This is a genomic window from Paenibacillus sp. RS8, assembly GCF_041956825.1.
Classification (GTDB): Bacteria; Bacillota; Bacilli; order Paenibacillales; family Paenibacillaceae; genus Paenibacillus_AQ.
Map to the genome: position 1 here is coordinate 1,921,343 of NZ_CP168131.1, position 13,061 is coordinate 1,934,403.

15 protein-coding genes are annotated in these 13,061 nt (G+C 44.1%); 13 read left to right on the forward strand and 2 right to left on the reverse strand.

The annotated features are described in order from the left end of the window. The first annotated feature begins 76 nt into the window (after window positions 1-76). Together ACDZ28_RS09875 and yfcE are read left to right on the forward strand one after the other, a co-directional pair. A complete protein-coding gene (locus ACDZ28_RS09875) occupies window positions 77-1,561 on the forward strand; it encodes a glutamate synthase subunit beta (RefSeq protein WP_375105332.1) in 1,485 nt (494 codons plus the stop codon). A 132-nt stretch (window positions 1,562-1,693) separates the two neighbouring features. Beyond that, a complete protein-coding gene (gene yfcE, locus ACDZ28_RS09880; RefSeq protein ID WP_042123522.1) occupies window positions 1,694-2,242 on the forward strand; it encodes a phosphodiesterase in 549 nt (182 codons plus the stop codon). Window positions 2,243-2,255: 13 nt separating this feature from the next. Here yfcE and ACDZ28_RS09885 read toward each other — a convergent pair whose 3' ends face one another. Both ACDZ28_RS09885 and ACDZ28_RS09890 read right to left on the reverse strand, forming a co-directional pair. After that, a complete protein-coding gene (locus ACDZ28_RS09885) occupies window positions 2,256-2,894 on the reverse strand; it encodes a LysE family translocator (protein ID WP_375104550.1) in 639 nt (212 codons plus the stop codon). A 19-nt stretch (window positions 2,895-2,913) separates the two neighbouring features. Further along, window positions 2,914-3,345 (reverse strand): Lrp/AsnC family transcriptional regulator, encoded by a 432-nt coding sequence (locus ACDZ28_RS09890; protein WP_076116494.1) that lies wholly within the window; start codon window positions 3,343-3,345, stop codon window positions 2,914-2,916. A 298-nt stretch (window positions 3,346-3,643) separates the two neighbouring features. Here ACDZ28_RS09890 and ACDZ28_RS09895 point away from each other — a divergent pair, with 298 nt between their 5' ends. The 11 genes from ACDZ28_RS09895 to ACDZ28_RS09945 all read left to right on the forward strand — a co-directional run bounded on the left by ACDZ28_RS09895 (window position 3,644) and on the right by ACDZ28_RS09945 (window position 13,057). Further along, complete coding sequence (locus tag ACDZ28_RS09895; protein WP_375104551.1) at window positions 3,644-4,672, forward strand: agmatine/peptidylarginine deiminase; 1,029 nt, start codon at window positions 3,644-3,646, stop codon at window positions 4,670-4,672. 53 nt (window positions 4,673-4,725) lie between these two features. Further along, entirely contained in the window at window positions 4,726-5,601 is an 876-nt protein-coding gene (gene aguB, locus ACDZ28_RS09900; RefSeq protein ID WP_375104552.1) for an N-carbamoylputrescine amidase, read from the forward strand. Window positions 5,602-5,848: 247 nt separating this feature from the next. Then, window positions 5,849-6,658 carry a basic amino acid ABC transporter substrate-binding protein gene (locus ACDZ28_RS09905; RefSeq protein ID WP_042123530.1) on the forward strand — a complete coding sequence of 270 codons (810 nt, stop codon included), beginning with the start codon at window positions 5,849-5,851 and terminating at the stop codon, window positions 6,656-6,658. A 97-nt stretch (window positions 6,659-6,755) separates the two neighbouring features. Beyond that, window positions 6,756-7,403, forward strand: coding sequence for an amino acid ABC transporter permease (locus tag ACDZ28_RS09910; protein WP_042131777.1), 648 nt, complete (start codon window positions 6,756-6,758; stop codon window positions 7,401-7,403). A 13-nt stretch (window positions 7,404-7,416) separates the two neighbouring features. Further along, entirely contained in the window at window positions 7,417-8,139 is a 723-nt protein-coding gene (locus ACDZ28_RS09915) for an amino acid ABC transporter ATP-binding protein (protein ID WP_042131778.1), read from the forward strand. A gap of 157 nt (window positions 8,140-8,296) precedes the next feature. Continuing rightward, window positions 8,297-8,743 (forward strand): tellurite resistance TerB family protein, encoded by a 447-nt coding sequence (locus ACDZ28_RS09920; RefSeq protein WP_042123532.1) that lies wholly within the window; start codon window positions 8,297-8,299, stop codon window positions 8,741-8,743. 126 nt (window positions 8,744-8,869) lie between these two features. Further along, on the forward strand, window positions 8,870-9,466 hold the full coding sequence (locus ACDZ28_RS09925; protein WP_375104553.1) for a TerD family protein: 597 nt from the start codon (window positions 8,870-8,872) through the stop codon (window positions 9,464-9,466). Window positions 9,467-9,495: 29 nt separating this feature from the next. Next, entirely contained in the window at window positions 9,496-10,071 is a 576-nt protein-coding gene (locus ACDZ28_RS09930; RefSeq protein ID WP_042123535.1) for a TerD family protein, read from the forward strand. A gap of 80 nt (window positions 10,072-10,151) precedes the next feature. Next, the gene (locus ACDZ28_RS09935; protein ID WP_042123537.1) at window positions 10,152-10,733 is read left to right on the forward strand and encodes a TerD family protein; all 582 of its coding nucleotides are present in this window, start codon (window positions 10,152-10,154) and stop codon (window positions 10,731-10,733) included. Between the two features lie 252 nt (window positions 10,734-10,985). Continuing rightward, window positions 10,986-12,290 (forward strand): TerD family protein, encoded by a 1,305-nt coding sequence (locus ACDZ28_RS09940; RefSeq protein ID WP_375104554.1) that lies wholly within the window; start codon window positions 10,986-10,988, stop codon window positions 12,288-12,290. Window positions 12,291-12,316: 26 nt separating this feature from the next. After that, entirely contained in the window at window positions 12,317-13,057 is a 741-nt protein-coding gene (locus tag ACDZ28_RS09945; RefSeq protein ID WP_042123539.1) for a DUF475 domain-containing protein, read from the forward strand. Window positions 13,058-13,061 lie beyond the last annotated feature (4 nt).

The following is a 13,061-nucleotide window of genomic DNA, read 5'->3' on the forward strand; positions in this document are numbered from 1 at the left end:
GGGTCCCTGCAAAGTACCTGTGTACGCAGCGAAGAAAGCTTCACTTTGTGGGGATATTTTAGAGAGGATGACAGAGATGGGGAAAGCAACCGGATTTTTAGAATTTGAACGGCAGACGCCTGCGGAGTGTGAGGCGCTTGAGCGGATTAAGAATTGGGATGAATTCTCGATTCCTATGGAGGAAGAGAAGCTGCGTGAGCAAGGTGCGCGTTGTATGGACTGTGGCACACCGTTTTGTCATGTAGGACGTCTGTTGTCTGGTATGGCTTCCGGCTGTCCTCTGCATAACTTGATTCCGGAATGGAATGATATGGTCTATCGTGGAAACTGGGAGATTGCGCTGAAACGTCTGCACAAGACCAATAACTTTCCTGAATTTACTGGACGTGTGTGTCCGGCGCCTTGTGAAGGTTCTTGTACGGTGGGGATGAATGGCAAGCCCGTTACGATTAAATCGATTGAAAAAGCGATTGTAGATAGAGGTTTTGAAGAAGGTTGGATTGTGCCAGAGCCGCCGCTTTCCCGCACAGGTAAAAAAGTAGCTGTAGTGGGTTCAGGTCCAGCAGGCCTTGCTTGTGCTGCTCAGCTTAACAAGGCAGGGCATACGGTGACTGTGTATGAACGGGCAGACCGGATTGGCGGTTTGTTGACCTATGGTATTCCGAACATGAAGCTGGATAAAAAGACGGTGCAGCGCCGGGTGGATTTGCTTGCGGCTGAAGGGATTACATTCGTGACTCATACAGAGATTGGGCGAGATATCTCGGCTGCACAGCTTAAGGTGGAGCATGACGCAGTAGTCTTGTGTGGCGGGTCCACGCAGGCACGTGATCTTCCGATAGAGGGTCGAGAGCTGCGCGGCATTCATCAGGCTATGGAGTTTCTAACGTTGAATACTAAGAGCTTGCTGGATTCAGAACTTGCTGATGGTGAATATCTGTCTGCGGCAGATAAGGATGTAGTTGTAATCGGTGGTGGAGATACTGGCACGGATTGTGTAGCTACGTCGATCCGCCACGGCTGTCGTAGTGTGATCCAGCTTGAGATTATGCCACAGGCCCCACTGACGCGTCAGCCTAGCAACCCGTGGCCGGAATGGCCAAAGGTTCTTAAAGTTGATTATGGACAAAAAGAAGCGGAGCAGTTATATAAAGAAGATCCACGTCGATATCTTGTTTCGACAAAACGTTTTATCGGCGATGACGGTGGACATGTGCAGGAGCTGCATACGGTACGAATTGAGTGGACTCGTAATGAACAGGGACGGATGGTTCCGGTTGAAGTACCCGGCAGTGAGGAAGTGCTAGAGGCGCAGCTAGTACTGCTCGCTTTGGGATTCACAGGCCCCGAAGAGACTGTACTAGGCGAGCTTGGGGTAGAACGTGATGAGCGCGGAAATGCCAAGGCGGAGTTCGGTGCACAAGCGACCAATGTAGAAGGTGTATTCACAGCAGGCGATATGCGCCGCGGACAAAGCCTTGTTGTCTGGGCCATTGATGAGGGTCGTCAGACGGCCCGCGAAGTGGATCGATTCTTGATGGGATCATCGAATTTACCGTAAGGGTAGAAGCATATAGAGCAGGGCGTTCCTTTTAGGGGAACGTCCGCTTTTGCGTTGTGGGTATATTCAAGGTTAAAATTATGATCTGAGCACAAGATTTATTTAAGTTAAGTCGAAAAGGAGAATACATTGATGAAACTAATGTTTATTTCCGATATTCACGGATCTTTATTCTGGTTAGAACGGGCATTGGAAAAGGTAGAGGAAGAACAGCCAGACAGTCTTGTTATCGTAGGAGACTTTTTATATCACGGTCCCAGAAATCCACTGCCGAAGGGTTACGACCCACAGGGAGTTGCTAATAAATTGAATGAATATAACCAAAAGAAGCCCATAACGGCAGTACGCGGTAACTGTGATGCTGAGGTGGACCAGATGCTGTTGCAATTCCCGATGATGGGCGATTATGTCATGCTCCTGCATGAAGGCAGACGAATCTATGTTACACATGGTCATGGCTTTAGTATTGAGAATTTACCGGCACTATCCGAGAAGGATATCTTTATTCAGGGGCATACCCATATTCCGGTTGCGGACGTAAAAGAGGGCGTATTCGTGCTGAATCCGGGCTCCATTTCGCTGCCTAAAGAGAATAATCCGAATTCTTATGGTGTCCTTGAGGCTGGAGAATTCATCGTTAAGGATTTTGAAGGCAATGTGGTAAAAAGAATTACCGTTTAGTTTGATATTCTGTCTAAAAGAATCTCCGGAGATCGAGAGATTGAATAAGGGCGATAACGCCGAAAGATAACATTACTAGTCCAGACAGTTTGTTGAATAAGTTCTGTTTCGAGCTTCCGAATATCATGTTGTTCCTGAACAAGGCGGTACTCCCTGTTAAAAAAATCCACCAAAACGTGGAACCTAGAAATACACCGCCAACTAAAAACGGCATATTGGAGCTGCTATGAGACAGAAGAACACCTGAGGCACTGAAGACACCGAGGAAAAAAATAATCGTCATAGGATTGGATAACGTCAGCAGCAGCGTTACTGCGTATGATTTCACTGAGTTTGTTTTTGTATCGGATTCAACGGTTCTCTTCCTCGGAGGAACTAATAGCGAATTTATACCCAGATAACAAATAAATAATCCGCCTAAGGCTTGTAGCACCGTTTTGTGATCAACCAGATGAGCGGTTAGGGAGGATAAGCCGAATCCGGCGATACTGCCATAAACTGCGTCAGCTGTGGCTGCTCCCAAGCCGCAGCATAGACCGGTTTTGAATCCTGAGTTTAACGTTTTCTTGATGCATAATATGCTGATAGGACCTAACGGAGCCGCAATAGAAAGCCCCAACAGAATTCCTTTGGCGATCCACTCCCATGCCATAAGGAATCACTCCTTTTATTTATTCTTCTTTTAGCGTGGACAAAGTAAATACAGTATTGGATCTTACAATGTCATGATTGGCTTTGAGCGTATGCGTTATAAATTCCTCCAATTGGGATAAATCCATCAGCCCCACCTTTAAGAGATAGTCGTATTCCCCCGAGATATGATGACATTCAAGTACTAGTGGGGATTGAATAATAGTTTTGCGGAAGTGCTCTGTTTCAACCGAGCCGTGCAGCTGTACAAATATATAAACTACTAGATTTTGCCCTATTGCTTTGCGGTTCACCTTGACCGTGAATTGATCAATCACTCCGCTATTCTCCAGCTTGCGGATTCTTTCAGTGATGGAAGGCACGGACAAATGAACGATTTTACTGATTTCGGAACTAGTCATGCGTCCGTTGCTCTTCAACAGCTCCAAGATTTGCAGATCGATGTCGTCCATTATATTTCACTCCTTTAAGTTAATTATACAAAAGGCAATAAAAATGAAAATAGAATCACTATAATAAGTAAAAATATTAAATGATATTCTCTTTTGAACTAAAATAATTAAATAAAGACTTGTTGAAACGGATTAAACCTAAAAAGTTTAACTGTAAAAGGTTGTGGCGAACAAAAAGATTTCTTCCAACATTATTAGTGTCTCAGGGAATTGAGCGCTAGAACATATTATTGTATGATGGGGAAGGAGTTTTAAGGGTAGGGCTAGCTCCAAATATAATAGTAGAGGTAGTTAACACATGAATCCTAAAGAATTGAACTATACAATGCCACCGGAATGGGGCAAACATGAACGTACTTTTATCTCCTGGCCGGTGCAGGAATCCATGTGTTTCCCGGATAACCATGAGTCTGTATGTCAAGGTTATACGGAGATCATCACAGCCATTGCTGAGTTTGAACCGATCACGGTCATCGTTAACCCGGAGGACGTGGAAAGAGTAGAACGTCTGGTTAGTGGACCGAATGTAACGCTGCTGCCTATAGCGCATAGCGATGCTTGGCTGCGTGATAACGGACCTACCTTTGTTGTTAATAAAGACGGTGTTCTAGCAGGTGTGAACTGGAAGTTCAATGCCTGGGGCGGTAAATATTCACCTTGGGATCTGGATGACGAAGTGGCGCCACAGATTCTCGAACACTCACAAGTTACACGCTTTGATGCACCGCTGGTGATGGAAGGCGGCTCGCTCCATACGGATGGAGAAGGCACTTTGATTACTACAGAAGAATGTCTGCTCAATACGAACCGTAACCCAGAACTGAAGCGCGAGGATATTGAAGAGTATGTGCGGAATTATACGGGTACAGATACTATTATCTGGCTTAAACGTGGTTTAAGTGGTGATGAAACCGATGGCCATGTGGATAATATCGCCTGCTTTGCTGCTCCGGGAAAAGTCATTATTCAGGTCTGTGAGGATCCGCAGGATGAGAATTTTGAGATTACACAGGAGAATCTTCGTATTCTGGAGAATGCGACAGACGCGAAAGGGCGTAAGCTGGAGATTATCAAGATTCAGCAGCCACCACGGGTGGATCATGACGGCAGCCGTCTGACGCTCAGTTATTTAAACTTCTATTTCGTAAATGGTGGAATTATATTGCCTGTGTTTGGCGGTACAGCGGTGGAGACAGATAAACTTGCCGAGGAAGTGCTGGCTGGTTTGTTCCCCGAACGTAAGATTCGTACAGTTAACGGTATGGCAGTCATCACTGAAGGCGGGAATGTTCACTGCACTACGCAGCAAATGCCTGCTCAGCAATAATTGAAGGAAACTAAACGTCCAAAGGGACATTTATATACAAGGAGGACAGATTCTTGAGAAATGTAAAAGTAGCTGCGACACAAATGAGCTGTTCCAGTAATATTGATGAGAATATCCGCAAAGCCGAAGCCCTGGTTAGAGAAGCAGCGGCACAGGGAGCGCAAATTATTTTGCTGCAGGAGCTGTTTGAGACTCCATATTTCTGCCAGAAAGAGAAAGCTGATTATTACGCATATGCAACAGAGCTAGAGCATAACAAAGCGATTAATCATTTCACAGCAGTAGCCAAGGAGCTGCAAGTGGTGCTGCCGATCAGTTTTTATGAGAAAAAGAATTACGCACGTTACAACTCACTGGCTGTAATAGATGCCGATGGAACGATATTAGGTAAATACCGCAAGAGCCATATTCCAGATGGTCCAGGGTATGAAGAGAAATTCTATTTCAATCCGGGAGATACCGGCTTTAAAGTATGGAACACTCGCTATGCCAAAATTGGCGTAGGGATTTGCTGGGATCAATGGTACCCAGAAGCGGCTAGAGTAATGAGTTTGATGGGAGCAGAGATTCTGTTCTATCCAACCGCTATCGGATCGGAACCGCAGGATGGATCGATCGATTCTAAAGATCATTGGCAGACCTGTATGCTTGGGCATGCAGCAGCTAACCTTATTCCAGTCGTTGCCTCTAACCGTATCGGTGAAGAAATTGATGAAGATTCTAGCATTAATTTCTACGGCTCTTCCTTCATTGCCGGACCGCAAGGTAATAAAATTGTTGAAGCAGGCCGAGATGAGCAAACCGTGCTGGTGAGCGAATTTGATCTGGATGCTTTGGAAGTCGGACGGATCGAGTGGGGAGTTTTCCGTGATCGCCGGCCAGATCTTTACAAAATGATTGGTTCTTATGATGGGGATATCATACTTTAATAGAATGCACAGTTAAATGTGCTAAAGGCATTGCTAGAGAGGATAGAATCTCTGGCAGTGCCTTTTTTGATATTTCAGAGAGAAATACGAAGGTTCTTCAAGTAGCACTACGCATAAAAGTCACAATAAAACATAATTATGTTATATAACATTACATTTAATAGAAAAGTTAATTGTCACCAATTCTTAATTCTGTTAAAATCTCTTTAAGTTATTTACAAAAAATAGGTTAAATGGAGATGGTGCTATGGGAAAAGGTTGGATTATGTCAGCTTTTGTTGCATTGATGATCGTGGGATTAGTGGGATGTGGGTCGAATAATGCAAATAGCAATAAAAGTGCGGGAGTAGAGAAGATCAAATTTGCCAGTGATGCTAGTTATGCGCCAATGGAATATATGGACACGGATACGATCAAAGGATTTGATATTGATTTCATTAAGGCAGTTATGGAAGAAGCCGGACTTAGCTATGAGGTCACCAATACAGGCTGGGACACGATGCTTACGAGTGTAAAGCAAGGGACGGAGTATCAAGCGGGACTATCTTCAGTATCCATCACGGACGAACGTAAAGAAACGTATGACTATTCCATTCCTTATTTTGAATCTACCAACATGATTATGGTCAAAGAAGGCAGTGATATCAAAAATGCCCTCGATCTTAAAGATAAAAAGGTTGCTGTGCAGGCTGCTACTACCGCCGATGAGCTAATGAGTGGAATTATGGGGATTGATAACGCAAATCTGAAGCGTTTTGACAGCAATGCGGTAGCGTTGATGGAACTGAATGGTGGTGGAGCCGACGCGGTTGTGGCAGACATTGCCATAGTGCGTGAGTACATGAAGAACAATCCGAAGCAGAATTTGGTGGGAATCGTGGACACAGAGAATTTCGGAGCTGAATATTACGGTATTCTATACCCGAAAGGCAGTGATTTAAGAGCGAAACTGGATCCTGCCATCCAAAAGGTATTGGAGAATGGAAAGTATGCGGAGATCTACAAAACATGGTTCGGCGAAGAGCCTAACTTAGATAATCTGTTGAAGGCAAAATAAGAGGAGAAGCTAATAGGCGTGCGTAATGATTGCTATTGCGCATGCTTCTTTTTTAATCATTTGTGACCTAAAGAAGAGAAGAGAAGGGAAGAGTCCTATGGATTTTAGATTGGACATCATCATTCAGTATTTGCCTGTCTTATTAAAAGGGACCCTGCTGACGATCGGTATTTCTGTGGTCTCTATTTTATTTGGCTCTATTTTGGGTCTGGGGATTGGATTCGGAAAAATGGCACCAAAATGGTATTTGCGCTGGCCTTTTCATTCTTATATCAATTTCTTTCGAGGGACACCGCTGTATGTGCAGATCCTGATTGTTCACTTTGGAGTGATTCCCCCAATTTACGGTAAAACCAATGCGCTGATCACTGCGTTTGTTGCATTGTCGCTTAATTCGGCAGCTTATTCCGCTGAGATTTTTCGGGCAGGTATTCAATCTATCGACCGCGGACAGCGGGAGGCAGCTATTTCACTTGGGATGACAAATTGGCAGGCGATGCGTTTTATTATTTTACCGCAGGCGATCAAACGGATGGTTCCGGCTTTTGGCAACGAATTTATTGTATTAGTAAAGGACTCTTCACTTCTTGCGCTCGTAGCCGCACCGGAAATTATGTATTGGAGCAATACAATGAAAGGGCAATATTTGCGGATCTGGGAGCCTTATTTGACGGCGGCACTTATTTATTTCATTCTCACCTATACTCTTAGCAAGCTGCTAAACTACGTCGAACGGAGGCTGTAATATGAGTGAGCTTATGATTTCAGTGCGAAATTTACATAAATCATTCGGAACAAATGCAGTATTGACCGACATATGCATTGATATTTTCAGTCAGGAGGTTGTGGTGGTGATCGGCCCGTCTGGATCAGGTAAATCTACCTTTTTGCGATGCCTGAATTTACTGGAGCAGCCGCAGAGTGGTGAAATTGTGATTGAGGGTACCTCATTGATGGACGCGAGTACTAATATTAATGCTATCCGCACAGAGCTAGGAATGGTATTTCAGCAGTTTAATCTATTTCCACATATGAAGGTGATTGAGAACATTATGCTTGCGCCGATTCGGGTGCGGAAATGGTCTCCAGATAAAGCTCGGCAAAAAGCGTTGGAACTGCTGCAAAAGGTAGGATTAAGTGAAAAAGCAGAGATGTATCCAGCTTCATTGTCCGGAGGTCAGGCTCAGCGGGTTGCGATTGCTAGGGCGCTGGCGATGGAGCCCAAAATAATGCTTTTTGACGAACCCACCTCTGCGCTGGATCCGGAAATGGTCGGTGAAGTGCTGGCAGTGATGAAGGATTTGGCCCGTGAGGGGATGACGATGATTGTGGTAACCCATGAAATGGGCTTTGCACGTGAGGTTGGGGATCGTGTGCTGTTCATGGAACAGGGCGAAATCGTAGAAGAAGGCAGTCCGGAGCAATTGTTCGGAAATCCTATGCAAGAACGGACACAATCTTTTCTATCAAAAGTACTGTAAGAGTTTGGAAAAGTAGAATATTGCTATTTTATCAGGTATATTAGAAGAGTAAACCGTGATTCAGAGATCTACTATGAAAATTCTGTCGGATACGTGGAGAGGAGGCTCTGGGATATCTTTTGTTATCATAATCTTGCGGTGATAGAAGGAGAATACGATGAGCACATTTAAAAGCTGGTTGAATACCACCAAAAACGGACTAACAGATCAAGTGAAGAAATTTAAAAATAAAGATTTCATGAATGCGGTAGTTGCGGGCTGCGCCTTAGTTGCTGCTGCCGACGGTAAAATAGAAGAAGCTGAAAAGAATAAAATGGCCGGCTATATGAATATGAGCAATGAGCTAAAGGTATTTGACATGAGAGACGTCATTACCCAGTTCAACTTTTATGTAAGTAACTTTGAATTTTCCCCGGAAATCGGTAAGCAGGAAGCACTCAAAGCCATCGGTAAGTTTACCGGCAAACCGGATGTGGGGCGCGTAATTGTGGGTGTATGCTCAGCTATCGGCTCTGCTGATGGTGATTTTGATGACCATGAAAAAGCGGTTGTACGGCATATCTGCGGTGTCTTGGGATTAAACCCTAGTGAATTTAGTTTATAAACGATGTAATACCATATACATGAGTTCGGATGAAACGTATTTAGTTCTTTAGCGTATCACTGATAGAACATACAAAAGCTAGACTAACAAATGGTGATTCTTTTTAGGGAATGGAGGTACGTAAAGTTGGCTGGAATTAATCTGGTAAAAGGTCAGAAGATTGACCTCACAAAAGGTAATGCAGGCTTATCTAACGTAATTGTAGGTTTGGGCTGGGATCCAGCTGAGCCGTCTCGCGGATTCTTCGGGATGAAGAAACAGGCCAACGTGGACTGTGATGCTTCAGCACTGATGCTTAATGAGAACGGTAAGCTAGTTAAGAAGGGGAACCTGATTTGCTTCCACAATAAGCAAAGCCCTTGTAACTCTGTCATTCATTCCGGAGACAATCTCACGGGTGATGGAGACGGAGACGATGAGCAAATCATGGTCAACTTGAATGCCATTCCTTCCGATGTACACAAGGTTCTTGTAGTCGTGAATATTTATGATGCTACGAACCGTAAACAGGATTTCGGACTGATCAAATCAGCTTATATCCGTGTGATAAATGCTGTAGGCAACAATGAGCTGATCCGCTTCAACCTATCTGAAAATTACAATGGTTATACAGCGCTTATTTGTGGGGAGCTTTACCGGCAAGGTGGCGAATGGAAGTTCGCCGCAATTGGTGAGGGCAGTCACGCGGCGCATATTAATCAACTGGCGGAACGTTACGTATAATCCAAATAAAAGAAAAGAGGAATGTTATCATGGCAATTAATCTATCCAAGGGTCAAAAGATCGATTTAACAAAAACAAATCCAGGTCTGTCCAAAATCACAGTAGGTCTTGGTTGGGACACTAATAAATATGACGGCGGTAAAGATTTCGATTTGGACGTTTCCGTATTCTTGACTAATGCGAACAGCAAAGTTGAAAAAGAAACGAACTTTATTTACTTCAATAATAAGCAAAACGAAAATGGTTCTGTTATTCATACAGGCGATAACCGTACTGGAGACGGCGATGGCGATGATGAGCAGGTTCAAGTAGACCTTCTGAGTATCCCAGCGGATGTAGAAAAGATAGCATTCACTATTACTATTTATGAAGCTGAAGCTAGAAGCCAAAACTTCGGACAAGTTTCTCGTTCTTATGTACGTATCGTAAATGATTTGAACAATGAAGAACTAATTCGTTTCGATTTGGGTGAAGACTTTTCTATTGAAACTGGCGTTGTTGTCGGTGAGCTATACCGTCACGGTGCAGAGTGGAAGTTCAATGCAATCGGTAGCGGCTACAAAGACGGCTTGAGCGGTTTGACTCGCGATTACGGCTTGCAATAAATCTTGTGGTATAAATCTTGTAGTATTGATCTTGTGGTTACACAATGAACTGAATCTACTCATGAAAGAAGGTTATGTCAGTGACGATCAGTCTTTCCAAAGGACAGCGGATTGATCTTACCAAGACTAATCCAGGTCTAACAAAGGTAGTTGTTGGATTGGGCTGGGACACTAATAAGTATAGTGGAGGTCAAGATTTTGACCTCGATGCTTCAGCGTTTCTGCTTCATGAAGACGGCAAAGCTAAAGGTACAGATGATTTTGTATTCTATAACAACCCTAATGGTGGTGCAGGTTCCGTAGTCTATACGGGGGATAACCGTACAGGTGAAGGCGACGGAGATGACGAGCAAATTATCGTTGATTTCAGCAAAGTGCCTGCACATATTCAGCGGATTGGTATAACTGTAACGATTTATGATTACGAAGCTCGTGCACAGAACTTTGGACAAGTCTCCAATGCTTTCGTACGTGTGGTGGATGCTTCGACGGATCGTGAAGTGCTCCGTTACGACCTGGGTGAGGATTTCTCAACAGAGACGGCAGTTGTATTCTGTGAATTCTACCGCAATGGTGCGGATTGGAAGTTCCAGGCAGTAGGTAGTGGTTTTGGCGGCGGCCTTAGCGCATTGTGTAAAAATTATGGGCTGGACGCGCAATAGCATCTTCCGGGCGGGGTCATCACCGATCCTGCCCTTTTTTTGGAATTTAAGAAAGTATAAGTTTCACCCTCACAAAGGACCTGGATTAGGTCGCGGAGTATAAACTCCATTTTGTGGGGTTATTTAAAAATGTAAGAAAGTATAAGGTTCACACGATACTTTGAGTCTTATATTTCTCGCTTAAACGCTTGCCCTCTTTATGAGGACGCCGAAGGCGTTTATGCTTGCTCCATTTATAAAGGTGGTGTAAGAATGGGTATTACAGTTGTCAAAGGACAAAAGGTTGACCTAACGAAAGGAAATCCTGGACTTGATTCTCTTATTGTAGAGATTGGATGGCAATCGCCATCTGCATTAGAGATCGATACTTCTGCTTTTCTGCTTGGTGCACAAGGTAAAGTAAGCAAAGATGAGGATTTGATATTTTATAATAATCCGTCTACGCCTTATATCAGATATAAGGAAATGCCTACATCCAACAGTCTCAAGCAATTTGACGTGGAACTAAATAAAGTTCCTTCTGATGTGATGAAACTCGCGTTTACACTCACCATTTATGATGGCGAGAAGCGAGGTCAAAGTTTTAGGCAGGTAAATCAGGCCTATTTTCGGATTCTGAATCAAGTAACAGGTGCGGAGCTTCTCCGATGTGATCTTGAAAATCATTTCTCCGTGGAAACGGCTGTTGTGGTAGGAGAATTATATAGATATAACGGTGAATGGAAATTCAGCGCCATTGCTGCAGGATTTGCTGGCGGTTTAAAGGAGCTGTGTCTGAACTTTGGGATAGAGGCGAACGATGAACCTACACCAACACCGACACCGACACCAGTACCTAAGCCTGCAGCTCCGCAACCAGAGCTTAAACGTCAATCAGCGCCGATCGCGGAGCCTAAGATTCAAATTCCGCCACCTCCTGCAGCTGCACCTTCACCTGTAGGACCTCCACCGATCAATCTCAACCTGAAGAAGATCGAACTGAAGAAAAAAGGTGATTCGATCAACCTGAAGAAATCAGCTGGTGGTTTAGGTGAATTGCTGATTAACCTCAACTGGAATCAGAAGCAGGGCGGAGGGCTTTTTAATCGTAAAAACGGTGTGGATTTAGATCTTGCTTGTCTATATGAGCTGAAGAATGGCAGTAAGGGAGTTGTTCAGGCGCTGGGCAATGCGTTTGGTTCGTTAAACCAGCCTCCATATGTCATGCTTGACGGAGATGATCGGACAGGCTCTGTGACAACTGGTGAGAATCTGCGGATTAATGGTAGCAAAATTTCCGAGATTGAACGAATTCTAATTTTTTCTTTTATTTATAAAGGTGTTACCAATTGGTCAGAAGCTGACGGTGTTGTCACGATTACTCAGAGCGGTGGACCCGATATTGTTGTCAATTTGGACGAGCACAACAACCGTAAAGGTATGTGTGCAATCGCGTTATTTCGGAATGTGAATAACGAGACATTCAGTGTTGAACGGCTGGTCCAATATTACAGTGGTCATCGGGAGATTGATGAGGCTTATGGTTGGGGACTGCGCTGGGTTGCTGGCAGTAAATAGACGATTTTTTCGGAGGCGCAAGTGTAATGGATTGGTTCGCTGATTTTTTCAGGAATATTAGTGAGAACTACGGGCATTTTTTCTCATGGAGCGATGTCGTAGGTACGCTCTCTGACCCGGTTAGCTGGGGGATTATAGGGAGCTTAGTGCTATTGGAAGGGCTGCTCTCTGCAGATAATGCGCTCGTGCTTGCTGTTATGGTGAAGCATTTACCTAAAGAACAACAGAAAAAGGCGCTCTTCTACGGAATCATAGGTGCTTATGTATTCAGATTTTTGGCTATCGGTCTCGGGACCTTTCTTATCAAATTCATGTTGGTTAAGGTTCTCGGTGCAGCCTATCTCTTTTATATCGCTTATGGCGGATTGTTTAAGGGCGGCGGCGACGAGAAGATCGAGAATAAGGGGTTCTCTTTTTGGAAGACGGTTCTCCTTGTTGAATTAATGGATATTGCTTTTAGTATTGATAGTGTCATTGCTGCATTTGGTGTTAGTAACCAGGTTTGGGTGCTCTTTATGGGCGGAATCATAGGTGTTCTGATGATGCGGGGAGTAGCGCAATTATTCTTGAAGCTTATTGATAAAATCCCGGAACTTGAGCGTGCTGCTTTTGCGCTTATTGCCATTATTGCCGGTAAAATGCTCGCGGGCGCTTTTGGATACGAAATGCCACATGTATTATTCTTTTCAATCATTATTCTTGTATTCGGTGGTACGATTCTTTACAGCGTACTGCGTAAGAAAAAAGAAGCCCATAGAAATGCTTGATTTC

Bases quoted from the DNA above. Each gene is read 5' to 3' on its own strand.
- ACDZ28_RS09875 (WP_375105332.1), top strand. From the start codon at position 77: ATGGGGAAAGCAACCGGATTTTTAGAATTTGAACGGCAGACGCCTGCG.
- yfcE (WP_042123522.1), top strand. From the start codon at position 1,694: ATGAAACTAATGTTTATTTCCGATATTCACGGATCTTTATTCTGGTTA.
- ACDZ28_RS09885 (WP_375104550.1), bottom strand. From the start codon at position 2,894: ATGGCATGGGAGTGGATCGCCAAAGGAATTCTGTTGGGGCTTTCTATT.
- ACDZ28_RS09890 (WP_076116494.1), bottom strand. From the start codon at position 3,345: ATGGACGACATCGATCTGCAAATCTTGGAGCTGTTGAAGAGCAACGGA.
- ACDZ28_RS09895 (WP_375104551.1), top strand. From the start codon at position 3,644: ATGAATCCTAAAGAATTGAACTATACAATGCCACCGGAATGGGGCAAA.
- ACDZ28_RS09905 (WP_042123530.1), top strand. From the start codon at position 5,849: ATGGGAAAAGGTTGGATTATGTCAGCTTTTGTTGCATTGATGATCGTG.
- ACDZ28_RS09910 (WP_042131777.1), top strand. From the start codon at position 6,756: ATGGATTTTAGATTGGACATCATCATTCAGTATTTGCCTGTCTTATTA.
- ACDZ28_RS09915 (WP_042131778.1), top strand. From the start codon at position 7,417: ATGATTTCAGTGCGAAATTTACATAAATCATTCGGAACAAATGCAGTA.
- ACDZ28_RS09920 (WP_042123532.1), top strand. From the start codon at position 8,297: ATGAGCACATTTAAAAGCTGGTTGAATACCACCAAAAACGGACTAACA.
- ACDZ28_RS09930 (WP_042123535.1), top strand. From the start codon at position 9,496: ATGGCAATTAATCTATCCAAGGGTCAAAAGATCGATTTAACAAAAACA.
- ACDZ28_RS09940 (WP_375104554.1), top strand. From the start codon at position 10,986: ATGGGTATTACAGTTGTCAAAGGACAAAAGGTTGACCTAACGAAAGGA.
- ACDZ28_RS09945 (WP_042123539.1), top strand. From the start codon at position 12,317: ATGGATTGGTTCGCTGATTTTTTCAGGAATATTAGTGAGAACTACGGG.